The following is a 26285-nucleotide window of genomic DNA, read 5'->3' as shown; positions in this document are numbered from 1 at the left end:
ACAGCACACCATGAATGATCTGCGGGCGACGCTAAGACTGCAATTTCACAAGGGCTTCACCCTCGACGACGCGGTACCTCTGGTCCGGTATTTCTCCCGGCTGGGCATCAGCCACCTCTACGCCTCACCCCTGCTCACCGCCCGACCCGGCTCGATGCATGGCTACGACGTCGTCGATCCGACCCGGATCAATCCTGAACTGGGAGGCGAGGCTGCGCTGGAGCGGCTGGCCAACGAATTGCGGGACCACCGCATGGGGCTGATCCTCGACATCGTGTCGAATCATATGGCGGTGGGCGGCGATGCCAACCCCTGGTGGCTCGACGTGCTGGAATGGGGCCCGATGAGCCATTACGCACAGTTCTTCGACATCCAGTGGCAGTCACAGGACCCGTTGATGCATGGTCAGTTGCTGGTGCCCTTTCTGCGCACGGATTACGGCGAAGTGCTCGCCACCGGCGAAATCGAGGTGCATTTCGATCAGAAGGAAGGCGCTCTGTATGCCAGCCACTATGACCACCGCTTTCCGTTGTATCCGCCGACCTACGCCGACGTATTACAGGCAAGTGAGGATGCGACCCTGGTCGCGCTGTCGAGCAAATTCGCCGAGCTGGAAAATACCGCTGGCGCATGGAAAGCGGCCCGGGTGCTGCGCCGCGACCTGTCAATTCAGGCGGCCAATACCGACACGCTGAAGGCCATCGAAGCGGCGCTCGCGCGTTTTGATCCACAAACGCCGCAGGGCAAGGAGAAGCTGCACCAACTACTCGAACGGCAGCATTATCGTCTCGCCAGCTGGCGGACCGCGTCAGACGACATCAACTGGCGGCGCTTCTTCGACATCAACGAGCTGGGCGGGTTGCGGGTCGAGAATACGGCCGTCTTCGAGGCGACCCATGCCAAGATATTCGAGATGATCGAAAAGGGCTGGATCAATGGGCTGCGCATCGATCACGTAGACGGGCTGGCTAATCCCCGCGCCTACTGTCGCAAGCTACGCCGGCGCGTCAACAGCCTGCTCGAAAAGCGTCCGGCTGACCTGCTCGGCGAGCAGTTTCCGATCTATGTAGAGAAGATCATTGCTGAAGGCGAAACCCTGGCCGATGACTGGGGTGTCAATGGCACCACCGGCTATGAATTCATGAACCAGGTGTCGCTTTTGCAACACGATCCCCGCGGTGAGGCCGTCCTCACGGAGCTGTGGGCCGAACTGAGCGGCCGACCGGCGGATTTCATGGTCGAAGTGTATGAGGCGCGCAAGCTGGTGCTGGCCAGCTCCCTCGCCGGCGACCTGGAAACCGTGGCACAGGGGCTCTTGCAGATAGCCCGACAGGATATCGACACCCGCGATCTGACCCTGGGTTCGATACGCCGGGCACTGACCGAACTGGTGGCGCATTTCCCGGTGTACCGGACCTATGCCGGCGCGTGCGGACGCTCCCACACCGACCAGGCGTTTTTTCAGCAGGCCTACGAAGGCGCGCGCGAAGCACTGTCGGAAGCGGACTGGCCCATTCTCGACAAGCTCGATCGGTGGCTTGGCGGGCAACCCCTGCGCGAACTTCCACCGGGCAATGAACGCCACCTGCGAGAGAAGATTCTCGCCCGGTTTCAGCAGCTGACTTCGCCGGCCGCGGCCAAGGCAGTCGAGGACACAGCCTGTTATCGCGCGGGTGTGCTGCTGTCACGCTACGACGTCGGCTATGACCCGCAGCACTTCAGCGCGCCACTGGAAAGCTTCCACCAGATCTGCCTCGATCGGCTGATTCACTTCCCGGAAAACCTGCTGACCACTGCTACTCACGACAACAAGCGTGGCGAAGATACCCGTGCGCGGCTGGCTGTTCTCAGTGAGCGCGCCGAATGGTTTGCCCACCGGGTGCAGGACTGGCAGGCACTCGCAGCTCCGCTGCGTCAGGAACTGGCGGATGGCGTCGCCCCCAGCGCAGCGGATGAGTACATCCTGTATCAGACGCTGATCGGCAGCTGGCCGCTGGATCTGCAACCAGGCGAACCGGCGAAAATGGATGACTATTTGCAACGGCTCATCGGCTGGCAGGAAAAAGCCCTGCGCGAAGCCAAGTTACGCAGCAGCTGGAGCGCGCCCAACGAGCCCTATGAGACCGCCTGTCGAGAATTTCTGACCCGGCTGCTCACCGATCCAGGCGCGCGGGAACTGTGTGAGGACATCGCCGCAGCTGCCGCCTCGATTGCCCCCGCCGGCGCCCTGAACAGCCTGACCCAGAGCCTGTTACGCATGACCGTTCCGGGCGTACCGGACCTGTACCAGGGTGCGGAATTCTGGGATTTCAGCCTGGTCGATCCTGATAACCGTCGCCCGGTTGATTTCAGTGCCAGAGTCAACGCACTGAAACACCTGCCAGACAAGCAGGAGCTGGTGGAACATTGGCGCGATGGCCGCGTCAAACAATGGCTGCTGCGCTGCATTCTGGCTGTACGTGGCGCCCAGCCGCAGATGTTCAGCCGGGGGGCCTATGTTCCGCTGGAGATCGAGGGCGAGCACGCCGACCGTGTTATCGCATTCGCGCGACGCTATGAAGGAGATTACATGATCATCGTCGCGCCCTTGCATTCATCCGATCGGCTCGCCGAGCACGACACTCCGCACATTCCGCCCGAGCAGTGGGGGAATACTCGGGTCCGCCTGCCCAGCCCGCTTAGTGAGGCCGCGTTGACCGGTGTGTTTTCCACGCGCGCCATCGAGCCTGACGCGGGCAGCATTGCACTGTCTGAAGTGCTGGCTGACTTTCCAGTAAATCTTCTTTGTTCCACTCCACATTGTCAGGAGTTCCTGTTATGACCGCAGATGAAGAACGCATCCGCGAATTCGCTTACCAGATCTGGGAGTCCGAAGGGCGACCCACCGGCAAACATGACCGGCACTGGGAAATGGCCCGCAAACTGGTCGAGGCCGAAAATCAGGAAGCGGCCAGACCAGCCGTACGCAATCGCAAGGTGACCAGACCCACCGAAGCCAACCTGTCGCCGGAGGCCGAAGCACCGGTGGCGGTGCCGGGCGCACCCACTGGCCCGGGCACACCGAAAAAACCCCGTGCTCCTCGCTCATCCGCTGCCAAGACCACCAAGGAAGCGAAAGAGCCCAAAGTGCCAAAGACCCCCAAGGCACCCAAAACGCCAAAAGCGCCCAAGAGTAAATAACCTGCCCGCGGGCAGGTTTTGAGGAGTTAGAGCATGAGCAGGCAACACAACGAAGCCACTCCACTGGTACCCGAATTCAAGCAGACGTCCCGCGTCACCGAAGGCTCGCCCTTCCCTCTGGGCGCGACATGGGACGGTCTGGGCGTCAACTTCGCATTGTTTTCGGCCCATGCCACCAGGGTCGAGCTTTGCCTGTTCGACAGCAGCGGTCAGGTTGAACTGGAACGCATCGAGCTGCCCGAATATACCGACGAGATATGGCACGGTTATCTCCCTGATGCCCATCCCGGGGTTATCTATGGTTACCGTGTCTACGGCCCCTACGAGCCGGAAGCCGGACACCGTTTCAATCACAACAAACTGTTGATCGATCCCTACGCCAAGCAACTGGTAGGCAAGCTGGAATGGACCGATGAGCTATTCGGCTACACCATCGGCTCGCCGGACGGTGATCTGAGCTTCGATGAACGAGACAGCGCGCCCTTTGTCCCCAAAGCCAAGGTCATAGACCCGGCTTTTACCTGGGGAAATCAGCATCATCCGCGCATTCCCTGGAACCGTACCATCGTCTACGAAACAAACGTGCGCGGTTTCACCATGCAGCATCCCGCCGTGGCTGAGTCCTCACGTGGCACCTTTTCGGGGCTGATGCACAACGAAGTCATCAAGCATATCCGCTCGCTTGGGGTCACCAGCGTCGAGCTGTTACCGATTCATGCCTTTGTCAACGAACCGCACCTGCAAGAAAAGGGACTCTCCAATTTCTGGGGTTACAACACAATCGCCTTCTTCGCGCCGCATGCACCCTATCTCGCCAGCGGCAAGATAAGCGAATTCAAGGAAATGGTCGCGCGCATGCATAATGCCGGCCTCGAAGTGATTCTCGATGTGGTGTACAACCACACCGCCGAAGGCAATGAGATGGGCCCCACCCTCTCCATGCGCGGCATCGACAACTCCAGTTACTACCGCTTGATGCCGGACAACAAGCGCTATTACATCAACGACTCCGGCACTGGCAACACGCTGGACCTCGGCCACCCCTGCGTGCTGCAGATGGTCACCGACTCGCTCCGTTACTGGGCCACCGAGATGCGGGTGGATGGCTTCCGCTTCGATCTGGCCACCATTCTAGCGCGGCATCACGACGGCTATGACGAGCGCCACGGTTTTCTGGTCGCCTGTCGCCAGGATCCCGTGTTGAGCAAGGTCAAACTGATTGCCGAGCCCTGGGATGTTGGCCCCGGAGGCTATCAAGTGGGCGGCTTCCCGCCGGGCTGGTCGGAGTGGAATGACCTGTTCCGCGACAACGTGCGCGCCTATTGGCGTGGCGACGAGGGCAAGCTGCCGGACATGGCCAGCCGCCTCACCGCCTCGGGAGACCATTTCAACCAGCGCGGTCGCCGGCCGAACGCCTCGATCAACTTCATCACCGCCCACGACGGCTTCACTCTACGCGATATCGTCACCTACAACGACAAACACAACGAAGCCAACGGCGAAGACAACGAAGATGGCAGTGACAACAACCTGTCGTGGAACCACGGTGTCGAGGGCTACACGGACGACGAGGAAATCAACGAGCTGCGCCTGCGACAAATGCGCAATATGCTCGCTACCCTGTTGTTTTCCCAGGGCACACCAATGCTGTTGGCTGGCGACGAATTCGGTCGGACTCAACATGGCAACAACAACGTGTATTGCCAGGACAACGAGATCGGCTGGATCGATTGGGAGCTGGACGAAGAAGGCTCCGCACTGCTCAGCTTCACCCGCCGGCTGATCGCTCTGCGCCAGGCGCACCCGGTATTGCGCCGCGGTCGTTTTCTTGTCGGCCATTACAACGAGGACCTCGGCGTCAAGGATGTCACCTGGCTGACCCCCGAAGGCGAAGAGATGTCAGAAGACCAGTGGCATGACACCAACGGCCGCTGCCTCGGCATGTTGATGGACGGCCGCGCCCAACCAACGGGTATCCGTCGGGGCGGCGAGGATGCCACGCTGTTGCTGATCATGAATGCGCATCACGAGACGGTGAACTTTTTACTACCAGAGGTTGCCCAAGGATCTGGCTGGGTGTGCCTGATCGATACCAACAGGCCTGAACTCAGACGAATCGAGCATCATGAATTTGATAGCGACTTTGCGGTGACCAGCCGTTCATTGCTGCTGTTCGAGTTGCAACACAAGGACCAGCGGTAAGGCTTCGGGCCAACCTCGGGTATTAATAGCGCTGACTCTCCTACGGAGCTGGGAACACGATGAACTTTGATATCACCAAGGATGGCTCCCCGCTGCATGCCTGGAAGAGCTCGGAGCGTATGGCGTCGGTCCCGGTAATCGCTTGCGAACAGCTGGTTCCGGCACATGCGCGCGCAGTGATCATTTCACCCCACCCGGATGATGAAGTGCTTGGCTGCGGCGGGCTCCTGCAATTGCTCGCCCGGCAGCAACGCAACCTGATGCTGGTATCCATCACCAACGGCAGTGCCAGCCACCCTGGCTCCAGGCTCTGGACGGCGGAGCGGCTCGGCATTATCCGCCCGCAGGAAAGCGCCGAAGCCTTGCGGCGTCTGGGGCTGTCGATGAATCATCTGCAATGGATTCATGGCGGCTTCCCTGACGCGGAGCTAGCTGGTCGACAACCTGCCCTGATTGAATTTCTCCGCACTTATCTTCGCCCCACCGATGTGGTATTCACGCCCTGGCGAGATGACGGCCATAGCGACCACCAGGCCGTAGCCCTGGCGGCCCTCGCGGTCGGCGCGGAGATCGGTTGCGCGGTGCATGAAGTTCCGGTTTTTGCCTGGCAATGGGCAAGCCCGGAGGATCCGCGGATTCCCTGGAAACGCGCGTGCAAGATTCATCTTGACCGCTGGACCCAGGCGCGTAAACGCCATGCTATCCAGGCCTTTGCCAGTCAACTCAGCGGCGACCCCGAGGCCGGCCTCGCACCGCCGCTGACACCCGCCATGCTGGAACGCATGCAGCAGCCGTTCGAGGTTGTGTTTGTTTAGGGTGTGGTGATTACCTGATAGCCGCAGCAGTGAGCTCGGTATTGCTCCACCTCACGCCGATGCTCATCCAAGCCTGCCGGCTGTCAGGGTGGAGCAAGTGTTGAAAACAGGGATGTTTTCACCAAGCCCCCAGGGACGGGTTCACGGCGTCTTGCGCCATCCTGACAGCCGGCGGGCGCCCTGCTCCGGCCGTGTCGGCGGCAATACCCACCGATTCAAACAAATTCCAAGCAGTTCGCTGGGTGGTTCACCAGAGTCAGCTGCCGCAAGCCGACAGCCCTGCGCCGACACGCTGCAAGTACCTCCCTGTAAGCTCGTCGATGACATCCATGTCATCGCACGGTCGGCTCAGCCCCGTCGCCTCGCTTCGCAATGAACACTGGAGTTGCCTGAGAGGAAAACCAAAGCGGTTTTAATTTCCACCTCACGCCAATGCTCATTCAAGCCTGCCGGCTGTCAGGGTGGAGCAAGTGTTGAAAACAGGGATGTTTTCACCAAGCCCCCAGGGACGGGTTCACGGCGTCTGCGCAGCCCTGATAGGCGGCGGGCGACCAGCTCCAAATCAGCCAGGTAACTCGCCGAAGTTAATCCCCCTAGCCCCCTTTTGCCAAGGGAACTGTCCGAGCGGCGGCTGGTTACCATTCCAAAAAGAAGCAATTCTGGGCTTCAGCCACTCAGATAGCCGACCAAGGCAGCCACAGCAGAACCTTAAATTCACCCCCGCCGTGCTACTTTTTCGGCGGCGGTCCAGATTCGCCGGCCACAAAAAAACTGAACCGTCACCGCGCCCTCAAGTCCGAAGGAAGAGGTCTGTATTGATCTGTGATTCGTTCAGCTTATTGCGAGGTTCCAGTATGAAAGCAGTTACGCCGCCGAAAAAAGACGAGGATATCCGGCCCGAAGATCTACCCGATCCGGACCGTGGGTCACGAGAGAATCTGGAGCACCCCGAAGACGAAGAAGACCGCGTTGACGAGACAATCGATGAGTCTTTTCCGGCCAGCGACCCGCCAGCCAAGTATTGAACACGTCATCGGCAGTAAAGAGACGCTGAATGAGCGATATTCGCATCGGGATTTCCGGTTGGCGCTACCGCCCCTGGCGAGGGGATTTCTATCCTGAGGGGCTGGTGCAACGCCGAGAGCTGGAATACGCCTCGCGAGCGGTCAACAGCATCGAAATCAATGGCTCCTTCTATGCGCTGCAAACGCCCGAGCGATATGCCAGCTGGGCCGGGGAAACACCTGAGGGTTTCGTCTTCAGTGTGAAGGGTCCGCGCTTTATCACTCACACCAAACGGCTCCGCGATATCGAGGAGCCGTTGGCCAATTTCCTGGCATCAGGCCCATTGCACCTCGGTGACAAACTCGGACCGATGCTGTGGCAGTTCCCCGCGAATTTCAAACTCGATCGGGAGCAATTCAAGGATTTTCTCGAGCTTTTGCCGCGCAATACCGACGACGCAGCCAGCCTCGCCAAGGGCTGCGCCGAACGCTTGAAAAAACCGGGTTATCTGGACATCGGCGCGAAACGCCGCATGCGCCATGCCGTCGAGATTCGTAATCCGAAGGGGCTCGATGAGGATTTCGTCGAGCTGCTGCGCAGCCGGAAAATCGCACTGGTGGTCGCTGACACCGCGGGCAAATGGCCCTATCACGAGGACCTCACCAGCGACTTCGTCTACATCCGCCTGCACGGTGACAAGGAGCTGTACAGCAGTGGCTACTCCGACGAAGCGCTCGAACGTTGGAAGAAACGCATCAAGCTATGGGTCAAAGGCCGCCAGCCGAAGGATGCCACGCTCATTGCGCCGCATCCCGACACGGCCGAGCAGGCCTGTGATCTGTACTGTTATTTCGACAACGATATCAAAGTCCGTGCCCCCTACGATGCCCGCCAGTTGCTGGAAAAGCTGGGCCAGGCGAAGAAACTGGAAGTCGTACCGGGGCAGTTGCCGGACGAAGGCAAGGGAGCCAAGCAGTGACCGAAGCGTCTTATTCCGCCCACGCCAAAACTCAACTCGCCCCACCGGTACATTCCCTACGCATCATGACCGCGAACGTACACAAGGGCTTTACCTTCTTCAACCGGCGCTTCATTTTGCCGGAGTTGCGCGACGCGGTTAACACCACATCGGCTGATGTTGTGTTCATGCAGGAGGTGATAGGCGCGCACCGGGTACATGCCGAACGCTGGCAGAACTGGCCCGATACGCCACAATACGAATTTCTCGCCGATACCATGTGGCCGGATTTTGCCTACGGGCGCAACGCGGTCTACCCGGACGGCGACCATGGCAATGCGCTGTTGTCCAAGTTTCCGATTCTGCGCTACGACAATCTTGATGTCAGCATCAGCGGCACCGAGGAACGCGGCATGCTGCATTCGGTACTCGACGTACCGGGACAGCGCGATGTGCATGCCATCTGCGTGCATCTGGGCCTGCGCGAAACGCACCGGGATGAGCAGCTGCGCCTGTTGAGCAAATTTCTTGAAGGCTTGCCGGCTAACGAAACGGTTATCGTTGCTGGCGATTTCAACGACTGGCGCCTGCGCGCCGACCGCATCATGAACGAATGCGGCATGACCGAAGCCTTCGTCAACGCCTTCGGTAAACCGGCGAAAAGTTTCCCGGCGCGCTTGCCGCTGCTGCGTCTGGATCGCATCTACGTGCGCAACGCGACGACCCATGCGCCTGCAGTACTTTCACAACGGCCGTGGTCTCATTTATCAGATCACGCTCCCCTGGTTGTCGAGGTACGACTATGAGATTCAACTGGCAGGAAGGCAATGACGTCGAGCTGCTTATCAATGGTGAAGAATTCTTCCCCCGCGTGTTTGAGTGCATTCGCGCCGCTCGCAAGGAAATCCTGCTCGAAACCTTCATCGTTTTTGACGACAAGGTAGGTCAGGATCTGAAGGAAGCGCTGATTGAGGCGGCCTCGCGTGGCGTCCACGTGGAAATGATCGTGGACGGTTACGGCACTGCAGAACTGAGCAGCGACTATATCGCCGAGCTCGCCGCAGCCGGTATTGTCATGCAGATGTTTGATCCGCGACCTCGCCTGCTGGGCATGCGCACCAATCTGTTCCGCCGGTTGCACCGCAAGATAATCGTTATCGATGCTGAGGTCGGCTTCGTCGGTGGCATCAATTTTGGCGCTGACCATCTCGCAGATTTCGGTCCGCTGGCCAAACAGGATTATGCGGTGCAGGTACGCGGACCCATCGTGGCTGACTTGCACCGCGCCAGCCGCGCAATCCTCCAGCACAGCCCGGTCACCGAGCCGCTGCCGGCAATCCAACCCGTTACGGCACGTGCCGGTAACGCGCGCATCCTGCTGTCAATCCGGGACAACCAGACCCACCGCACCGACATTGAAGAGCAGTACATCCGCGCGATACGGTCCGCCAATTACCGCTTGCTGTTGGCCAACGCCTACTTCTTTCCCGGCTACCGGATTTTGCGGGAGTTACGCAATGCCGCACGCCGCGGGGTGAAAGTGACACTGATCCTGCAGGGCCAACCGGACCGGGCATGGGTGCGGGCGCTGTCGGTGCTGTTATATAACTATCTGCTGCGCGACGGTGTCGTCATCCACGAATATTGCGAGCGGCCGCTACACGCCAAGATCGCACTGGTCGACAAGGAATGGTGCACCGTAGGCTCCAGCAATCTTGATCCCCTGAGTCTTTCGCTCAATCTCGAGGCGAACCTGTTCATTCGCGACGCTGATCTGAACCAGCAACTTTATGAGCACCTTGTCGAGCTGGGCAACAGCAAATGCCAGCCGGTTACCCTGAAGGTCGCTGCGAGGGGCTATTGGTGGCGGGCTCCGCTGATTTCAGCCAGCTTCCACTTCCTGCGTCATTTCCCGGCCATCATCGGCTGGCTGCCCGCGCATACCCCCCGATTGGAACCTGTAACGGACGAAGTAACGCCGGTCGATACGGACGCCACAAATCCGGAGCTAGCCTGCAGCCAAGAGAAGTCACCGTGAAGAAAAACCACTCTGAAGCATCCCCGAAGAACGATAAACGCGCTCGTAGAATCACCTGGCTCAAACGCGGGGTCACACTGTTCTTTTTCATCGTAATCCCGGTTCTGCTGTTCAACATGATCAAGAATGTCGAATGGCAGGAAGTGAAAGAGGCCCTGCAGAGCTATAGCCTGCCGACCTTGTTGGCAGGTGCCGCCATCACGCTGGCCAGCTATCTGGTGTTCAGCAGCTACGATCTGCTGGGGCGTTACTATACCGGTCACAAACTGAAGGTCACGCAGGTGCTGCCGACGGCCTTCGTCTGTTATGCCTTCAATCTCAATCTTGGCGCCTGGGTGGGCGGCATTGCGTTGCGCTACCGGCTTTATTCCAGGCTGGGGCTGAGTGTCGCGACTGTGACGCGTGTTCTGAGTATCAGCCTGCTGGCCAATTGGGTAGGTTACATGATCCTTGCCGGGACGGTGTTTTCGCTGCGCCTTATGGAGCTGCCAGAGAACTGGGCCATCGGCACGACGACCTTGCAGCTGATCGGCTTCGCCCTGCTGGCGGTGTCGCTGGCATACCTGCTGGCCTGCCGATTCTCGTCCAAACGCATCTGGAAATGGCGTGACCACGAGATCGAACTTCCCTCGCTGCGGCTTGCGCTGATGCAAGCTACGCTCGGTGCGGTCAACTGGTCGCTGATGGCAGGGCTGATTTATATGTTGCTGCCCGAAGAAGCGTTCTTTCCGTCTATTCTGGGCATTCTGATGGTCAGCAGTATCGCGGGGGTGGTGACGCACATTCCGGCCGGGCTGGGCGTGCTGGAGGCGGTCTTTCTGGCGCTGCTTCAGCATCAGATCCCCGCAGGCACCCTGCTTGCGGCGCTGATCGGCTATCGGGCTATCTACTTTCTGTTCCCGTTGTCCATCGCGCTGATCATGTACCTGGTAATAGAAAAGCGCGCTAAAACCCTGCGCAAGCAGGCCGGGACAAACAAACCCGACCCGCAAGGCGCACAGTCAGACGATGTCACCCGCCTGCGGACGCAGGATGAGCGTGCCTAACGGCGGGAGATCCAGTACCAGCGATACCGGCTGACCATGGGCGACCTGATCCTCGGTCATGGTCTCCGTGGTACAGCCCGCGTTGGAGCCGGCGTACTGCTCGCCGTCGCTATTGAGCAACACTGTCCAGGCGCCTTCCAAAGGCACACCAATCCGGTAATTATTGCGCGGCACCGGAGTGAAGTTATGAACCACCAGTAACGGCGCTCCCGCTTCACCCTTGCGCAACCAGGCATAGACACTATTGGCCTCGTCATCCCCTATCAGCCATTGGAAACCAGCTTCCTTGCCATCCAGCTGATGCATGGCCGGCTCCTCACGGTAAACGCGATTCAGCTCCTTCATCAGCGTCTGTACGCCCTGGTGCTCGTTATAACGCAGTAGATACCAGTCCAGTTCGTGGTCATGGTTCCACTCGCGCCAAGATCCGAACTCACAGCCCATGAACAACAACTTCTTGCCGGGGTGCGTCCACATGAAACTCAGGTACAGACGCAGGTTGGCGAATTTCTGCCAGCGGTCACCGGGCATCTTGTCCAGCAGGGACTTCTTGCCGTGCACCACTTCGTCGTGCGAGATCGGCAGAATGAACTGCTCAGTGAAGCCGTACAGCAAGCCGAAGGTCAGTTGGTGGTGGTGATAACGCCTGTGTACGGTTTCTTCGGCCATATACGTGAGCGAGTCATGCATCCAGCCCATGTTCCACTTGTAGGAAAAGCCGAGCCCCCCTTCCCGGGTCGGATGACTCACGCCCGGAAAGGCGGTGGATTCTTCAGCGATCACCAGCGCGCCGGGGACTTCGGTCCCTACTACATCGTTGAGATGCCGCAGAAAGTCGATCACCTCGAGGTTTTCCCGGCCACCGTATTTGTTCGGGATCCACTCGCCATCCTTGCGCGAATAATCCCGATAAAGCATCGATGCCACGGCATCCACGCGCAGCCCATCGATATGGAACTGACGTAGCCAGTGCAACGCCGAAGCCAGCATGAAGCCGTGCACCTCGGTCCGTCCGAGATTGTAGATATAGGTGTCCCAATCCTGATGGAAACCCTCGAACGGATGTTCGTATTCGTAAAGTGCGGTGCCGTCGAAACGTCCCAGACCGTGTTCGTCAGTCGGGAAATGCGCAGGAACCCAGTCAAGAATCACCCCGATACCGGCGCAATGGCAGGCATCCACGAACGCAGCGAAATCCTGCGGCGTGCCGTACCGCGCGGTCGGCGCGAACTGTGAGAGCAACTGATATCCCCAGGAGCCTCCAAACGGGTGTTCCATGATCGGCATCAGCTCGATATGGGTGAATCCCAGATCTTTGATATAGGGAATCAGGCGTTCGGCAAGTTCATGCCAGCTGTAAAAACGGCCATCACCGTCTTCACGCTGCCAGGAGCCGGCGTGCAGTTCGTAAATCGACATCGGGGCGGAATGCGACTGCCGTTCAGGCCGCTGCGCCATCCATTCCTGATCCTGCCAGTGATGCTGCAGCGGGTCTGCGACCACCGAGCCCGTGGCGGGGGGCGCTTCGGTGGCTAGCGCTACCGGGTCCGCGCGCAGCGGCAGAATGCCGTGCTGGCCGAGTATTTCGTACTTGTACACCTCACCAGGCTGCAGGCGCGGAACGAACAGCTCCCAGATCCCGGAGGGATGTCGCTGGCGCATCGGATGGCGGCGACCGTCCCAGCTATTAAAGGGACCAACCACCGAAACACGGCGCGCATTAGGCGCCCAGACCGCAAAGCGGACCCCATCGACGCCGTTGATATTCATTACCTGCGCGCCAAGGCAATGTCCCAGGTCACGGTGATTGCCCTCGGCGAACAGATACATATCCATCTCGCCGAGCAGCAGACCGAAGCAGTACGGATCTTCTGTTTCCTGCATACCGCTGGCCCAGCGAATGCGCAGTCGGTATGCACGTCGATCCGGCAAGCGCCCGACGAACAATCCCGGAATCTGCGGCTGCTCCATCTGCCCCAGCACCTCGCCGCTTTCTGCGTCGATCAGCTCAGCGCTCAACGCGTTGGGCAAATAACTGCGTACGACTATTCGCCCGTTAATTTCGTGCGGACCGAGTACTGCGAAGGGGTTCCAGTGTTCGGCCCGTACCAGCGCCTGGGTATCGACTTCCGCCAGGCGAAGATCGTCGTCGGACGTTTGGCTATCCATCATAAGTTGTCCTCAAGCTGCTGAACGAGCTCGGCCAGACCGTTAAGCGGAACGCTTATCCAGGTCGGACGATGCTCTGTTTCGTAAAGAATTTCGTAGGCAGCCTTCTCCAGACTGAACAGAGTGAGCGCTGCGTTTTCACCATCAGCGTCGGCCCAGTCATGTGCAATCTCGGCTGCGGCCTGCCGATAGGCCTGCAGGAAGGCGGCGGTCGATCTGTTTCGATAATCGCGAACGATCTCCTCGCGGCTCTGTTCGGCTTCGTCAGAACTGTCCGTGCTCTGGGCGTTGAGGCATGCCATGGCGACGGCGTAATCGATCGAGCGCAGCACGCCGGTCACATCCTTGTAGGGGCTGAGCTTGGCGCGGCGCTCCTGCAATGGACGGGACGGCTCCCCCTCGAAGTCAATCAGATAGGCGTCGCCCTTGACCACCAGAACCTGGCCAAGGTGCAAATCACCGTGGACCCTGAAACGCAACCCGCCGACCGCTTTCGCCGCCAGCTTGTCGATCTGCTGATCGAGGCGCTGTTGCTGTTTGCGCAGACTGCGAACCAGAGCAACGTCCTCCTCATCCAGCTGGGCTTCGCTGCCTTCAAGGGCACCCAGGGCAGACTTGAGCTGCTCGCGGATACTTTGTGCCCATCCCTGCGTGTCTTCCTCGCGGGTAGGCTCCGGGGCGAATTCAGGATTATCGGTGGGGGACGAAAGCGCAACGTGCATTTCGCCCAGGCGTTGCCCGAGCGCTGCGGAGAATTCCTCCAGCTCGGTCAGTGCGCCGTACTGGTTCTCGTGTTGCGATATACCGCCAGCCATCTGGTCGCGGATTGCGCGGTCCAGGGTGACCAGGGTCCATTGCCAGGCGTCGCCCTGGTTGTCCAGATAACCCTGCAGAACCATGAGTGCGTAGGGTTCGCCGGAGGGGTCGGTGCGGGTGACCTGACCCAGCATCGGCGCGCAGTTTTCGAAGCCGCGATCGGTCAGATAGGCACCGATCTCCAGTTCAGGATGGATACCTGCGTGTACGTGCCGAATCAGTTTGAGCACCATCCTGCCGCCGATGATGACCGAGCTGTTGGATTGCTCGGCGGACAGATATCGGATTTCGACATCATCCTCAAACTCCATCGACGACAAGGCTTCACTGCCCTGGAAGGCCAATGCCCCGCGCTCGGTCTCGACAGATTGCCCGTCACGCAGCTGCTTGATCAACGCGCGGATGAAGCTTTCCATGGTGAAGGCGTCGGTCAGCAAACCGACCTGGCGCCCACGACGGATGCGCGCCATCGCCAGCTGTTCGGCCAGTACGCTGCTATCGTCCTCTCCGATGAAACCCAGCGGCAACTGATAGTAGTCGACCTGATCACCGGTCTTGACCTCAACCTCACTGAGCAACGCCTGATGGGCGCTGTCCCCGAAGGGAACCGCATACAGAATACGCGCCTTTGGCTGCCGCGCTCCCGCTCCGGCAAACCAGCGCCGCTTGGGCAGATAGGCCGGCAAGGTCTCCTTCTCGAGGATTTTGAGCGGCTGCTCATCGAGCACTTCCTGAAGTTGTCGTTTCAGAACCAGGGTCGCCATTTCGGGCATCCTCTCTGGAGGTTCGACGTGCCAGCTAGGCATCTGCGTCTGTTCTGCCAGCAGGAACCAATAGAAACCATAGGGCGGCAACGTCAACAGGTAGCTGAGCTGGCCGATGGGCGGAAAGGCACTGCCGCCGATCATCTCGACTGGCACCTTACCGACATACTGACTGAGATCGAGCTCTACCGCCTGGGCAGCTCGGGACACGTTGGCTACGCAAAGAATCGTATCTGTCTGACCCTGTTCATCCGTGTACTCACGCAGATAAGCGAGAATCCGCCGGTTGGGCGGTGCCAGCATTTTCAGCGTACCGCGGCCGAAGGCCTGCTGCTGCTTGCGCACCGCCAGCATCCGCCGCGTCCAGTTGAGCAGCGAATGCGGGTCAGCTGACTGCGCTTCGACGTTGATGGTCTGATAGCCATACAACGGATCCTGAATCGGTGGTAATACCAGACTGGCCGGGTCCGCACGGGAGAAACCACCGTTACGGTCCGCTGACCATTGCATGGGCGTGCGCACACCATCGCGGTCGCCGATAAAGATGTTATCGCCCATGCCCAGCTCATCACCGTAATACAGCGTCGGCGTACCGGGCATCGACAGCAACAGGCTATTGAGCAACTCGATACGCCTGCGATCCCGCTCAACCAGCGGTGCGAGCCGGCGACGAATACCCAGATTGATGCGCGCCCGGCGATCCGCGGCGTAATAATTCCACAGGTAATCGCGCTCGCGGTCGGTCACCATTTCCAGCGTGAGCTCGTCATGGTTGCGCAGGAAGATGGCCCACTGGCAGTTGGCCGGAATGTCCGGCGTCTGGCGCAGGATGTCGGTGATCGGGAAACGATCCTCCTGAGCGATCGCCATGTACATGCGCGGCATCAGCGGGAAATGAAAGGCCATGTGGCACTCGTCACCCAAGCCCTCCTCGTTGCCACCGAAGTACATCTGGGTGTCTTCCGGCCACTGGTTCGCCTCGGCCAGCAACATACGGTCGGGGTACAGGCGATCCAGTTCCGCGCGGATCTTTTTCAGCACCACATGGGTTTCGGGCAGGTTCTCGTTATTGGTGCCGTCGCGCTCAATCAGGTAGGGGATGGCGTCAAGACGGAGACCATCGACCCCCAGATCCAGCCAGAAACGCATGACCGATAGCACTTCCTTGAGCACTTGCGGATTGTCAAAGTTCAGATCCGGCTGATGGGAGTAAAAACGGTGCCAGAAGTACTGCCCGGCGACCGGGTCCCAGGTCCAGTTTGACGTCTCGGTATCGAGAAAGATGATCCGCGTGCCGTCGTATTTTTCGTCCGTATCGGACCACACATAGTAATTGCGCGCCGCCGATCCCGGCTTGGCCCTGCGAGCACGCTGAAACCAGGGGTGCTGATCCGACGTATGATTGATGACCAGCTCGCTGATAACCCGCAGGCCACGCTTGTGCGCCTCGGCAATGAAGCGCTTGGCATCGGCCATCCGGCCATAATCCGAATGCACCTTGCGGTAGTCGGAAATATCGTAGCCGTCATCGCGTCGCGGTGAGGGGTAAAATGGTAGCAACCATATGGTATTCACACCCAGGTCGGCGATGTAATCAAGCTTGGCGATCAGCCCCTGAAAATCCCCGATACCATCGTTATTGGAATCGAAGAACGACTTGACGTGCACCTGATATATGACCGCGTCCTTGTACCAGAGTGGGTCATCGATAAAGGCTGCACTACGTTGTTTTTTTGGCATTATTGGTCTCTCTGATGTAACGGCCGCAGACGCCAGATACCAAAGGGCTGGTTCCATGGCTCGATACGCATCCATTGGGTCATGCCATACCAGGTCCAGGCATGGCCGGTCATAAGGTCTTCGCCAATCATCTCGGCATCTTCGGGCAAGCCGAACTCCCACAACGGCAGTTCGAAGTGCGCTTCCTGGGCGTTGCGTGGATCCAGGCTGATGGCGATCAGGATAAAGTTCTGAAGATCCTCGGTGCGTTTGCCGAAATACAGAATATTGTCATTCCAGGCGGTGTAGGCCTGGAATCCCAGGTGCGTCTGCAATGCGGGATTGGCGCGGCGGATACGGTTGAGATGGGTGATCTCGGCGACAATGTTGCCTGGGGCATGGTAATCGCGCGGACGGATCTCGTACTTCTCCGAATCGAGATACTCCTCCTTGCCCAGAACCGGGGCAGACTCACAGATCTCGAAGCCTGAATACATGCCCCAGGACCCCGCGCCCATCGTTGCCAGGGCGGCCCTGATCAAAAAGCCGGCTCGCCCCGATTCATGCAGAAAGTACGGATTGATATCCGGCGTATTGACGAAGAAATTCGGCCGATAACAATCACGCCAGGGCTGCTGATTGAGCTCGGTGAAGAATTCCTGCAGCTCATGTTTGGTATTGCGCCAGGTGAAATAGGTATAGCTCTGGCTGAAGCCGAGCTTGCCCAGGCGGGCCATCATGGGCGGCCGGGTGAAGGCTTCAGAGAGGAAAATCACGTCAGGATGACGGTCCCGGATATCGGCTATCAACCATTCCCAGAACGGCATGGGCTTGGTATGCGGATTGTCGACCCGGAACATTTTTACGCCATGCTCGACCCAGCCGAGCACCACATCGCGCAGGGCTGCCCACAGCGATGGCACCGCGTCGTCCGCGTAGAAATCAACGTTGACGATGTCCTCATACTTCTTCGGCGGGTTCTCGGCGTGCCGAATAGTGCCGTCCGGTCGCCAGCTGAACCAGCCGGGATGTTCCTGGAGCCAGGGATGATCAGGCGAGCACTGGATCGCGAAATCTAGCGCAATCTCCAGCTTGTGTGCCTGGGCGGCCTCGACCAGAGCGTGGAAGTCATCCAGCGTACCCAGTTGCGAATGAATCGCCTCGTGTCCGCCCTCGTGGCTACCGATGGCATAGGGGCTGCCGGGATCATTCTCCCCCGCAATCAGCGAGTTGTTAGGGCCCTTGCGGTGGGTGCGACCGATTGGATGAATCGGCGGAAAATACAGCACATCGAAATTCATCGCGGCGATATCCGGCAACCGCTCGATCACATCGCGAAACGTCCCGTGGCGCTGCGGATCATCTGTCACGGAACGGGGAAACAGTTCATACCAGCTGGCAAATTCCGCAGCGCGTCGATCCACCTCTACCGGGTAGGCCTCGCTGCGCACTTTGTGCGGGTGCGATTCGCTGGCGATCACTGCGTCAACGGTTTGCGGTGCCAGCATGATGCCAACTTTGTCATCAACTTCAGAAGTCTCGGCCAGCTGGCGCAACACATCGTCGAGCACGCTGACCTGCTCGGATGGCGCGTGCTGCTTGACCTGACGCAGCAGCTGCTCGCCCTCCTCCAGCTCCAGCGGGACCGGGACACCTGCGGCAAATTTCTTTTTCAACTCGTCGCAGTAGGTTGCGTAGGTATCCACCCAGGCTTCGATGGCAAACTCCATTCGCCCCAGCTGATCAGGCACGAACCGGGCTCGCCACACATCGTTGGCAAGGAATTCCAGTGGCACACGTTGCCAGCCGTCATCCCTGATCGAGCGCCAGATCAGGCGCCCACCGAGCTTGTCGTGACCGTCGGAAAAGACCACGGCGGAGACCTCAACGGGTCTGCCCTGAATAGCCTTGGCTGCGAACCGACCCGACTCAACCTGCGGTTGCACCCTTTCAATAGCAATGCGCGGAAGCCGGACCGCATCATCAAGGGATAGAACAGCACCATGCGAATGCTCGTTGGTATGTTCAGACGACATCTGTTTAGGCTCCTGAAGCCCGGATTGGCCGGGCAGTGGAAAGTCGGGCGGTGCACTCATCGGCTATCAACCGTTAACGACACTGCCACCGTTGATGTGAAGAACCTGGCCACTCATATAGCTGGAGTCGTCACAGGCAAGATAGACGTAGGCCGGGCCGAGCTCGGCGGGCTGCCCGGGACGTTTCATCGGGGTATTGGCGCCGAAGGTTTCAACGTTTTCGGCGTCAAAGGTGGAAGGAATCAGCGGCGTCCAGATCGGGCCGGGCGCCACCCCGTTGACCCGGATCCCGCGCTCGGCCACGTTCATCGACAACGAACGGGTGAAGGCTGTGATGGCACCCTTGGTAGAGGAATAGTCGAGCAACATGGGGCTGCCCTTGTAGGCCGTTACCGACGTGGTATTGATGATAGACGCACCGGACTGCATATGCGGCAAGGCTGTCTTGGTCAGCTGAAACATGCCGAAAATATTGGTGCGGAAGGTCTGCTCCCATTGTTCCTGAGGGATATCCTCAAGGTTCTTGCGCGGATGCTGTTCGCCGGCGTTGTTGACCAGCACGTGAATCTGCCCCCACTCGGCGACCGTTTCCTCTACCACTTTTCGGCACAGGGCCTCTTCGGCCACATCACCGGCGTAAACCTTTACCTTGCGCCCGGCACGCTCGACTTCCTTGCGGGTGTGCTCTGCGTCGGCATGCTCTTCGAGATACAGCATGACGATATCGGCCCCCTCCCGGGCGAAGTGCACAGCCACGGCACGCCCGATACCGCTGTCAGCGCCAGTCACGATTGCGACCTTGCCCTCCAGCTTGCCTGCGGCTTTGTACTGCTCGGAAATATAAATGGGTTCTGGATGCATTTCGCCCTCTTTGCCGGGGCGGTGTTTCTGATGCTGGGGGGGAAGCGTCTGCTCGGACATAATGACCTCCGAAGGTGAAAACCACGTGTATCTTCGGACAGAACCGCGGAAACATTGGTTCCTGTCAATCGGGACGGATCGGCAATAAGCGGATGAAGTGGAGACGGGAACGCCCGCAGATGAATTGGTTCGGGGTGGTTGTCCGGACCTGGCCAAGGTGTCGCGGGGCGTCTTATCACCGCGATGTGCCCGCGGGACGCCCCTGGATCTAGCCGCGTGAGGCCCGTTTAGGTTTTGGCGCCTCATCTTCCTTGTGGCTGCTCTTGGCCTTGCTGCTGCGCGCAGGCGCCTTGCCGCCGCCCTTGCCCCCAGGTTTGCCGCCCAGGCTGCGCTTGAGCAGTTCGGTTAGGTCGGTAACATCGGCGCTGCGACGCTGCTCGACGCTCTCTTCTTTTTCCACCGACTCGATCTTGCCCTTGGCCGCCTTTTCTTCGACCAGCTCCATGATCTTGTCCTGGAAGTCGTCGCGGTATTCCTCCGGCTGCCAGTCGCTGCTCATGTCCTTGATCAACCGGGTAGCCATATCCAGTTCCTTCTTGGTCACCTTCGCCTCGGTTACGGCATCGGTCAATTCAAGCGTTTCCAGCCCACGCACATCGGCTGGCCAGCGCAACATCACCAGCATCAGAGCGCCGTCAAGCGGCATCAGCGCAGCAAGGCGCGCCTTGGTCCGTATCACCACATTGGCAAGCGCGACCTTATTAGTCTCAACCAGGGCTTCACGCAGCAAGGCGTAGACCTTTTCGCCGCGCTTCACCGGGCTCAGGTAATAGGGTTTCTCGAAATTGGGCAGCGGAATCTGCGCACTGTCGACGAACGAGAAGATATCTATCGTCTGGGTCGCTTCCGGGTGCGCAGCGCGGATTTCATCCTCGCTGATGACTACGTACTGACCCTTCTGCAGCTCGACGCCCTTGACGATATCGTCACTGGTGACTTCCTTGCCGGTAGTCTTGTTGATGCGCTTGTAACCGACCGGATCCATGCTGCGCTTGTCCAGCCAGTCGAAATCCACTCCCTGCGAGGAAGTAGCCGAGACCAGACCGACAGGAATATGGACCAGGCCGAAACTGATTGCACCTTTCCAGATTGATCGGGGCATTGCCGTTACTCGCGTTTAGCCTGTCTTCGGATGACCTTGATGCACCGGGAAAAGTTTCATTCCCGGATTGGGATGAGCGGAGGGTCATTCACCCTCAGGGCCCGCGCTCCTCCTCGCGGCGCATGATCAATGGCAGGAGATGCAGAATGACCAGAGCGATCACGGTACTGACCATCGCGGTCATCTCATGCCCAAGCCCGACCGCGACACCAATAGCCGCGGTGAACCAGATCCCCGCCGCGGTAGTGAGCCCTTTGACGTCCATGAGGCTTTCGGTCTTGATGATAGTCCCCGCCCCGAGGAAGCCCACCCCGGCGACGATACCCTGAATGACCCGGCTCATGGCGTCGTCCATAGCCCCGTCCTGTAAGGACGCGACAACAAATAACGCAGCGCCGAGGCCTACCATCATGTGCGTTCGGATGCCGGCCGCCTTGCCTTGCTGCTCACGCTCGTAGCCAAGCAGCCCGCCGAGAAAGGCCGCGATCAGCAAGCGCATGGTCACCCGCGTTGCGCTCTCAATATCATCCAGATCGGAAAACTCGCTGATTATGGTGGCGAGTATCGTGTCCCACACTTGTTCTGCCTCCTCATTCCTCTATCGCTCCATGCCGAGCAGCAGCGACCCAACGCCCCGCTTCTGCTGTGACTACCGCTCAGCTTAGTAGTTTGATTGCCTCCTGGCGGCGACGGAACTAATGGGTGTCAGTCCAAGGTCTACCTGAGTATCACACCCCAAAAATGGAGAGACCCATGGCTAAGAAAAACCTGTTCCTCGTGAGCTACATCCTGGACAACCAACCGCAGACCTGTGAAATCGAGTCCGATGCCCAGACGCTGACGCCTGAGCAGGCGCTTCCGCTGATCAAGGATAAAAACCCTGACATTGGAACCGGAAACGTGACCGATGTGCAGGTTCAGCACATGGTGGAACCCAAGGAAGAAGGAACAACCCCTTCACACCATATTCAGTCCTGAGCAGACCCGACCGACTGTCTCAAACAGAAATAATTCGGGAACTATCAAGTGGCCATGTTCTCGAAGGAGCACAACAGCGTATCGCGAATGACCGCTTCGCTTGTTCAATTTACGGCCGAAGCGGTTGTGCCCCAGCACCTGCCCAATACTCAGGGTTAACGCTGGTAATGATACGAGCTGGCATTTATGACGCACGGAGCCCCGACAGGTTTTCGTGTTAAACCAGGGAGGTTGGCCATGAGCCCGGAAAGTTATGTATTACTGTTAATCGCCTGCTGGCTACTGCTGGCCAGCTCAACGCTTTGGGGAATACTACGCGTCACCCGTCGGCACTACCTCGAACATCCCGACACCGCAAACGAGCCGATCTCTGAGCAAGACCTGGCGCATCGCAACCCCGCTCGCCCACGCCTGTGGCTTATAACCAAAGGATTCAGGCTGCTGATCGCCATAGCGCGACTACCCTCGACGATCACACCTGCGCTGTTGCTACAGAGACGGACCAGTACGGACTGATCTACCTTTAACAGTCGCGTCCGCACTCACCAAACCCAACGCCCGCATCAGAACCCCGTCCACGGGTTGGCTGTTCCGCACCGCTTTATATTGCAAAATATAATAACGCTGACTATTTTTAGCTTAACTTAGTCAATTCCAACGCTCAATTCCTCAGCGTGCACCCGAACTATTCCGGATATATTTTCGATATTTGTACCATTGCGAGACCATACTGCATTTGCTCATCGCAAATCTTAAGCTACTCTCAGAATTCGCTTGCTCACAAGTTACGGTACTGCTAAAAAAGTAACTGCTAAGACCAAAAAAATTAAATAGCGAAGGAACTTCTGACGAGACTAGCGAAGCAATGCGTGAAGAATGGAGTCGGACAGGTTCCGCTTGACGACTCAGCCTCACTGCAGCTTTGCGCTGATCTGTGGCGCCTTTCAATCCGCCTGTTCAGCTTCAGGACCTTCTCCGTAATAACGGAATATTCGGTGAGCATCCCGACGGCCAGTGTCCATCTGCCGACGCATTTCGGTTTGTTGCCACGATCTTGAAACAAGGGACGAGCAACCTTATATCGAGCGTATGGGGCAATCCAATGAGCACAGGGCTAGCCATGAAGAGGTCTGAACACCTAACCGTTACGGACATCGAAACCGTATTGAACAATTCCATGCGATCAGTGCGTAGCAAATGCAGGGTTGAAGCGGATCGCACCCTTACCGTCCAGCTCAATTATCAGGATGAAGATTTCACTGTAGTGGGTATCAGCCGAGATCAATACCGTGACGTTCAGTCACTGCGGCAACTAGGCCGACATCTCCTCGAAGAGATTGAAGCGACGATTATCATGAGCGCTATGCGTAACAACACATCACTGCGCGCCAAGGCTCAGGCCCATTGAGGGCCGCCCAGATAAATCGTGCTACTTACTGTGCTCTGGAGAAGCCGGCGCTTTCGCCATTCCCCGGGGCCCCATCCGCGCCCAGATTATCCAGCCGATGACGGGCAACAGAAAAATAAGCGCAATCCACCCGTACCGGGTCTGCTTCGGCTTGTCGCTCTTGAGGATATTCGCCGCCAGCCAAATATCTACCAGCAAAATAACCACCAGCGTTACACCGACCAGTAAAAAGGGTTCCATCGTTCCGCTCCTCAACTAAAACTGTCTAGTAGTATGGCTGCACCCGCTCGGCCAAGTTCAAAAATTCCACGCCTGCTACACCGTTCATCCCCCGTGATGAACTCGCCAAACCGCGTCCAGTCATAACTCACACAATCGAAACGACTTGTCATTGGCGGCGAGGAGGATATTCCATGCCACGCGGAAGCAAGGACAAATACACCGATAAACAACAGCGCAAAGCCGAGCACATAGAAGAAAGCTACGAAGAGAAAGGCGTCTCCGAAGGTGAAGCCGAGGCGCGAGCCTGGGCCACCGTCAATAAACAGTCCGGTGGCGGCGAACGCTCCGGCGGCTCCGGAAAAAAGAAATCTTCACAACAAAAACACCAGGATGCCAGCCAGTCCGCGCGGCGCGCAGTCGCAACCAAGCGGGGTGAGCCTCGAGAGGATCGTTCGCTTGAGTCTGAAACCAAGCAAGAGCTCATGCAGAAAGCGCGGGCAAAGAACATTCATGGCCGCTCGTCGATGCGCAAGCAGGAACTGGTTCAGGCGTTGAAAAAAGCATCCTGACAGAGCAGTTGAATTACCGTTGCAACTCATAGCGATCGCGGCGGCCGGAACAATAGCTACATAACACGCCGGCTTCCGGTCGCCTCAAGACCACATTCTGGAACTGATAAGTTTCCAACCGGGAGAACTCATGAATACCTTGCGAGCATTGACTATCGGGGCCGCTACCTTAGGGGCCGCCGCGTTTATCTATCATAAGATGTCAGAGCAGAAGAGCTTTGGGCCAGCGCGCTTTATCGATACTGCAGCAGCCAAGGGATTCTCAGAAATCGAAGCAGCGAGACTCGCTCTGGAAAAGACCAATTCGGTCGAGGTGAAATCCTTCGCCTATAAAATGATTGAGGATCACCTTGAAATCAACAAGGAACTCAGACAGTTAGCCCGCGAAAAAGGCCATGAACTGGACGAAGAAACAGACCTGATCAATAGAGCTCGCTCAATGCTGCTCAGCCTGCGGGAAGCGGATAGCTTCGATGTTGCTTATGCGGACCATCAGGTCGCAGCACATGAGCAGATCGTTGCCATATTCCAGCAAGGCGCTCAACTTGACGATTTTGAAGTGAGCAATTTTGCCCAGACCACACTGAGCAAACTCGAACACCATCTCAAAATGGCCAGGGCCCTGACCAAAAACCTGCGCGAAGCACCAACACATCCAATCGACAAATCCGAAGCCGACCGTAAATCGCCCGGAGACGACGCGGGGAACAAGCCCGCCCCGCAGACGAGCAGCATGCCGTTGGTCGATAAAGATGCGCCCGAGGTCAGCACAGGAACACCCCAACAGAACCGCGGAAATGCCGCTAATCCGAAGCACTGACATCCCCGTCGACCTCCAGGCTGGAAGATCGAAGCTGAAAGCTGAAGGGTCGCAGCAAAAGGATATCGCCTGGAATAAAACAATAAACAACAGCTCGGACCAGTTCCCCCCTTTGACAAAGGGGGGTTAGGGGGGATTGGCTTTTCAGCTCTTTGATTCACGCGCCACAAAACCTCGACACGCCACCGCGCTATAAGCGCAGCGCAATCCGGTTAGAATGATTCGATATTCGACGCACCGGAGCTGGCATGAACGCGAACAAACCCCTGAAGGGCCTCAAGGTAGTCGAACTCGGTACGTTGATCGCAGGTCCGTTCGCCGCGCGAATATTCGCGGAATTTGGCGCAGAGGTCATCAAGGTCGAGTCGCCCGATGGCGGGGACCCGCTCCGCAAATGGCGCAAAATCTATGAAGGCACATCCCTTTGGTGGTTCGTACAGGCGCGCAATAAAAAGTCGCTCACGCTGGATCTCAAGCACCCGGAAGGTCAGCGCATCTTGCGCGAACTCCTGGCCGACTCAGACATACTGATTGAGAACTTCAGGCCTGGTACCCTGGAAAAATGGGGACTGGGCTGGGACGCACTGCACGAACTCAATCCGGGCCTGGTCATGGTTCGACTCTCAGGCTTCGGACAGACCGGTCCGATGAAAGATCAACCGGGGTTTGGCGCAGTCGGCGAATCAATGGGGGGTCTGAGATATATCACCGGTTTCGAAGATCGCCCACCGGTACGCACCGGCATATCGATCGGAGATTCCATCGCTGCCCTATGGGGAGTGATCGGCGCGCTCATGGCGCTGCGTCATCGCGACGCCGGCAGCGGCGAGGGCCAGATGGTCGACGTGGCGCTGTATGAAGCGGTTTTCGCCATGATGGAAAGCATGGTGCCGGAATATGACGTTATGGGATTCGTGAGGGAACGCAGCGGCAACATCATGCCGGGCATCACGCCCTCTTCTATCCATACTTGTGGTGATGGCAAGGCCGTTCAGATCGGCGCAAACGGCGATGCCATCTTCAAGCGCTTTATGCATGCTATTGGGCGCAACGACCTGGCGGAGGACGCCAGCCTGGCCGACAATGCCGGGCGGGACGTGCGCCGTGACGAACTTTATGCGGTAATTGATGAGTGGGTAGAAAGCCAGACGCAGGAACAGGTGTTGGATGTACTCGCGCGCGCGGAAGTCCCTGCAAGCCGAATATTTTCAATCGCCGATATGTTCAGCGATCCGCAATTCCTGGCTAGGGACATGTTTACTCAGGGCACACTACCAGACGGCAAGCCGTTCAAGATGCCGGGAATCATCCCCAAACTGTCCGCTACCCCAGGGTCGACGGAGTGGACCGGGCCGGCCCTTGGAGAACATACCGATGCGGTACTGTCAGACCTCGGGTATGCACAGGGACAGATCGAAGCATTAAGACAACGCAAGATCGTTTAAGCGGACGGCGCCGTGCCTGCACGACGCGACCGCTTTGCGAGGCGCCTTATGTTACGCGCCATCGTTTAGGCG

The 26285-nt window shown here is 58.4% G+C and carries 22 protein-coding genes; 15 read left to right on the top strand and 7 right to left on the bottom strand.

Features of this window, described 5'->3' with window-relative positions:
* The first annotated feature begins 10 nt into the window (after positions 1 to 10).
* From G3M63_RS08510 to G3M63_RS08475, 9 genes are all read left to right on the top strand, one after another.
* Positions 11 to 2821, top strand: a complete 2811-nt coding sequence (locus G3M63_RS08510; protein ID WP_163982615.1) for a malto-oligosyltrehalose synthase — start codon at positions 11 to 13, stop codon at positions 2819 to 2821.
* Positions 2818 to 3180, top strand: coding sequence for a DUF2934 domain-containing protein (locus tag G3M63_RS08505; protein WP_150301826.1), 363 nt, complete (start codon positions 2818 to 2820; stop codon positions 3178 to 3180). Before G3M63_RS08510 ends, G3M63_RS08505 begins: the two co-directional genes overlap by 4 nt.
* A 33-nt stretch (positions 3181 to 3213) precedes the next feature.
* Complete coding sequence (glgX, locus tag G3M63_RS08500; protein WP_163982613.1) at positions 3214 to 5382, top strand: glycogen debranching protein GlgX; 2169 nt, start codon at positions 3214 to 3216, stop codon at positions 5380 to 5382.
* Positions 5383 to 5441: 59 nt separating this feature from the next.
* Positions 5442 to 6197, top strand: coding sequence for a PIG-L deacetylase family protein (locus tag G3M63_RS08495; protein WP_150301828.1), 756 nt, complete (start codon positions 5442 to 5444; stop codon positions 6195 to 6197).
* Positions 6198 to 7051: 854 nt separating this feature from the next.
* On the top strand, positions 7052 to 7222 hold the full coding sequence (locus G3M63_RS19400) for a hypothetical protein (RefSeq protein WP_178100957.1): 171 nt from the start codon (positions 7052 to 7054) through the stop codon (positions 7220 to 7222).
* A 29-nt stretch (positions 7223 to 7251) separates the two neighbouring features.
* Positions 7252 to 8181, top strand: coding sequence for a DUF72 domain-containing protein (locus G3M63_RS08490; protein ID WP_163982611.1), 930 nt, complete (start codon positions 7252 to 7254; stop codon positions 8179 to 8181).
* A gap of 65 nt (positions 8182 to 8246) precedes the next feature.
* Complete coding sequence (locus G3M63_RS08485; protein ID WP_150301917.1) at positions 8247 to 8966, top strand: endonuclease/exonuclease/phosphatase family protein; 720 nt, start codon at positions 8247 to 8249, stop codon at positions 8964 to 8966.
* Complete coding sequence (gene clsB / locus G3M63_RS08480) at positions 8963 to 10198, top strand: cardiolipin synthase ClsB (RefSeq protein ID WP_163982609.1); 1236 nt, start codon at positions 8963 to 8965, stop codon at positions 10196 to 10198. Before G3M63_RS08485 ends, clsB begins: the two co-directional genes overlap by 4 nt.
* A complete protein-coding gene (locus G3M63_RS08475) occupies positions 10195 to 11244 on the top strand; it encodes a lysylphosphatidylglycerol synthase domain-containing protein (RefSeq protein ID WP_256669984.1) in 1050 nt (349 codons plus the stop codon). The genes clsB and G3M63_RS08475 overlap by 4 nt, the downstream gene beginning before the upstream one ends.
* On the opposite strand, the gene glgB is transcribed toward G3M63_RS08475, so the two are convergent.
* The 6 genes from glgB to G3M63_RS08445 form a co-directional block, all read right to left on the bottom strand.
* Positions 11200 to 13416 carry a 1,4-alpha-glucan branching protein GlgB gene (glgB, locus tag G3M63_RS08470; RefSeq protein ID WP_163982607.1) on the bottom strand — a complete coding sequence of 739 codons (2217 nt, stop codon included), beginning with the start codon at positions 13414 to 13416 and terminating at the stop codon, positions 11200 to 11202. The genes G3M63_RS08475 and glgB overlap by 45 nt on opposite strands.
* On the bottom strand, positions 13413 to 16733 hold the full coding sequence (treS, locus tag G3M63_RS08465) for a maltose alpha-D-glucosyltransferase (protein ID WP_163982605.1): 3321 nt from the start codon (positions 16731 to 16733) through the stop codon (positions 13413 to 13415). The genes glgB and treS overlap by 4 nt, the downstream gene beginning before the upstream one ends.
* The gene (locus G3M63_RS08460) at positions 16733 to 18748 is read right to left on the bottom strand and encodes an alpha-1,4-glucan--maltose-1-phosphate maltosyltransferase (protein WP_163982603.1); all 2016 of its coding nucleotides are present in this window, start codon (positions 18746 to 18748) and stop codon (positions 16733 to 16735) included. Before G3M63_RS08460 ends, treS begins: the two co-directional genes overlap by 1 nt.
* 66 nt (positions 18749 to 18814) lie before the next feature.
* Entirely contained in the window at positions 18815 to 19669 is an 855-nt protein-coding gene (locus G3M63_RS08455; protein WP_163982601.1) for an SDR family oxidoreductase, read from the bottom strand.
* Positions 19670 to 19877: 208 nt separating this feature from the next.
* Positions 19878 to 20771: a Ku protein gene (locus G3M63_RS08450; RefSeq protein ID WP_163982599.1), complete on the bottom strand. Its 894-nt coding sequence runs from the start codon at positions 20769 to 20771 to the stop codon at positions 19878 to 19880.
* A 94-nt stretch (positions 20772 to 20865) separates the two neighbouring features.
* A complete protein-coding gene (locus G3M63_RS08445) occupies positions 20866 to 21348 on the bottom strand; it encodes an MgtC/SapB family protein (protein WP_256669983.1) in 483 nt (160 codons plus the stop codon).
* Between the two features lie 176 nt (positions 21349 to 21524).
* Here G3M63_RS08445 and G3M63_RS08440 point away from each other — a divergent pair, with 176 nt between their 5' ends.
* The 3 genes from G3M63_RS08440 to G3M63_RS08430 all read left to right on the top strand — a co-directional run bounded on the left by G3M63_RS08440 (position 21525) and on the right by G3M63_RS08430 (position 23157).
* Positions 21525 to 21749 (top strand): hypothetical protein, encoded by a 225-nt coding sequence (locus tag G3M63_RS08440; RefSeq protein ID WP_163982597.1) that lies wholly within the window; start codon positions 21525 to 21527, stop codon positions 21747 to 21749.
* Between the two features lie 237 nt (positions 21750 to 21986).
* On the top strand, positions 21987 to 22265 hold the full coding sequence (locus G3M63_RS08435; protein WP_163981502.1) for a hypothetical protein: 279 nt from the start codon (positions 21987 to 21989) through the stop codon (positions 22263 to 22265).
* Positions 22266 to 22869: 604 nt separating this feature from the next.
* Entirely contained in the window at positions 22870 to 23157 is a 288-nt protein-coding gene (locus G3M63_RS08430; RefSeq protein ID WP_150301839.1) for a hypothetical protein, read from the top strand.
* 21 nt (positions 23158 to 23178) lie between these two features.
* Here G3M63_RS08430 and G3M63_RS08425 read toward each other — a convergent pair whose 3' ends face one another.
* The gene (locus G3M63_RS08425; RefSeq protein WP_150301840.1) at positions 23179 to 23397 is read right to left on the bottom strand and encodes a PLDc N-terminal domain-containing protein; all 219 of its coding nucleotides are present in this window, start codon (positions 23395 to 23397) and stop codon (positions 23179 to 23181) included.
* Positions 23398 to 23570: 173 nt separating this feature from the next.
* On the opposite strand from G3M63_RS08425, the gene G3M63_RS08420 reads away from it, so the two are divergent.
* From G3M63_RS08420 to G3M63_RS08410, 3 genes are all read left to right on the top strand, one after another.
* Positions 23571 to 23948, top strand: coding sequence for a Rho termination factor N-terminal domain-containing protein (locus G3M63_RS08420; protein ID WP_150301841.1), 378 nt, complete (start codon positions 23571 to 23573; stop codon positions 23946 to 23948).
* Positions 23949 to 24078: 130 nt separating this feature from the next.
* Positions 24079 to 24768 (top strand): DUF4142 domain-containing protein, encoded by a 690-nt coding sequence (locus G3M63_RS08415; RefSeq protein ID WP_150301842.1) that lies wholly within the window; start codon positions 24079 to 24081, stop codon positions 24766 to 24768.
* Positions 24769 to 25016: 248 nt separating this feature from the next.
* Positions 25017 to 26213: a CaiB/BaiF CoA-transferase family protein gene (locus G3M63_RS08410; RefSeq protein WP_163982595.1), complete on the top strand. Its 1197-nt coding sequence runs from the start codon at positions 25017 to 25019 to the stop codon at positions 26211 to 26213.
* The last annotated feature ends 72 nt before the right edge of the window (positions 26214 to 26285 follow it).

The sequence above is a fragment of the Pseudomonas sp. OIL-1 genome, from assembly GCF_010669185.1.
Classification (GTDB): Bacteria; Pseudomonadota; Gammaproteobacteria; order Pseudomonadales; family Pseudomonadaceae; genus Halopseudomonas; species Halopseudomonas profundi.
The sequence above is the reverse complement of the archived record's forward strand: the minus strand, read 5'-3'. Positions and strand labels throughout refer to the sequence as shown.

Excerpts from the sequence above, each read along its gene's own strand:
- glgX (WP_163982613.1), top strand. The coding sequence starts at position 3,214 with ATGAGCAGGCAACACAACGAAGCCACTCCACTGGTACCCGAATTCAAG.
- G3M63_RS19400 (WP_178100957.1), top strand. The coding sequence starts at position 7,052 with ATGAAAGCAGTTACGCCGCCGAAAAAAGACGAGGATATCCGGCCCGAA.
- G3M63_RS08495 (WP_150301828.1), top strand. The coding sequence starts at position 5,442 with ATGAACTTTGATATCACCAAGGATGGCTCCCCGCTGCATGCCTGGAAG.
- clsB (WP_163982609.1), top strand. The coding sequence starts at position 8,963 with ATGAGATTCAACTGGCAGGAAGGCAATGACGTCGAGCTGCTTATCAAT.
- G3M63_RS08435 (WP_163981502.1), top strand. The coding sequence starts at position 21,987 with ATGAGCCCGGAAAGTTATGTATTACTGTTAATCGCCTGCTGGCTACTG.
- G3M63_RS08485 (WP_150301917.1), top strand. The coding sequence starts at position 8,247 with ATGACCGCGAACGTACACAAGGGCTTTACCTTCTTCAACCGGCGCTTC.
- G3M63_RS08455 (WP_163982601.1), bottom strand. The coding sequence starts at position 19,669 with ATGTCCGAGCAGACGCTTCCCCCCCAGCATCAGAAACACCGCCCCGGC.
- G3M63_RS08450 (WP_163982599.1), bottom strand. The coding sequence starts at position 20,771 with ATGCCCCGATCAATCTGGAAAGGTGCAATCAGTTTCGGCCTGGTCCAT.
- treS (WP_163982605.1), bottom strand. The coding sequence starts at position 16,733 with ATGCCAAAAAAACAACGTAGTGCAGCCTTTATCGATGACCCACTCTGG.
- glgB (WP_163982607.1), bottom strand. The coding sequence starts at position 13,416 with ATGATGGATAGCCAAACGTCCGACGACGATCTTCGCCTGGCGGAAGTC.
- G3M63_RS08505 (WP_150301826.1), top strand. The coding sequence starts at position 2,818 with ATGACCGCAGATGAAGAACGCATCCGCGAATTCGCTTACCAGATCTGG.
- G3M63_RS08415 (WP_150301842.1), top strand. The coding sequence starts at position 24,079 with ATGAATACCTTGCGAGCATTGACTATCGGGGCCGCTACCTTAGGGGCC.
- G3M63_RS08420 (WP_150301841.1), top strand. The coding sequence starts at position 23,571 with ATGCCACGCGGAAGCAAGGACAAATACACCGATAAACAACAGCGCAAA.
- G3M63_RS08510 (WP_163982615.1), top strand. The coding sequence starts at position 11 with ATGAATGATCTGCGGGCGACGCTAAGACTGCAATTTCACAAGGGCTTC.
- G3M63_RS08490 (WP_163982611.1), top strand. The coding sequence starts at position 7,252 with ATGAGCGATATTCGCATCGGGATTTCCGGTTGGCGCTACCGCCCCTGG.
- G3M63_RS08430 (WP_150301839.1), top strand. The coding sequence starts at position 22,870 with ATGAAGAGGTCTGAACACCTAACCGTTACGGACATCGAAACCGTATTG.
- G3M63_RS08460 (WP_163982603.1), bottom strand. The coding sequence starts at position 18,748 with ATGTCGTCTGAACATACCAACGAGCATTCGCATGGTGCTGTTCTATCC.
- G3M63_RS08440 (WP_163982597.1), top strand. The coding sequence starts at position 21,525 with ATGGCTAAGAAAAACCTGTTCCTCGTGAGCTACATCCTGGACAACCAA.
- G3M63_RS08425 (WP_150301840.1), bottom strand. The coding sequence starts at position 23,397 with ATGGAACCCTTTTTACTGGTCGGTGTAACGCTGGTGGTTATTTTGCTG.
- G3M63_RS08410 (WP_163982595.1), top strand. The coding sequence starts at position 25,017 with ATGAACGCGAACAAACCCCTGAAGGGCCTCAAGGTAGTCGAACTCGGT.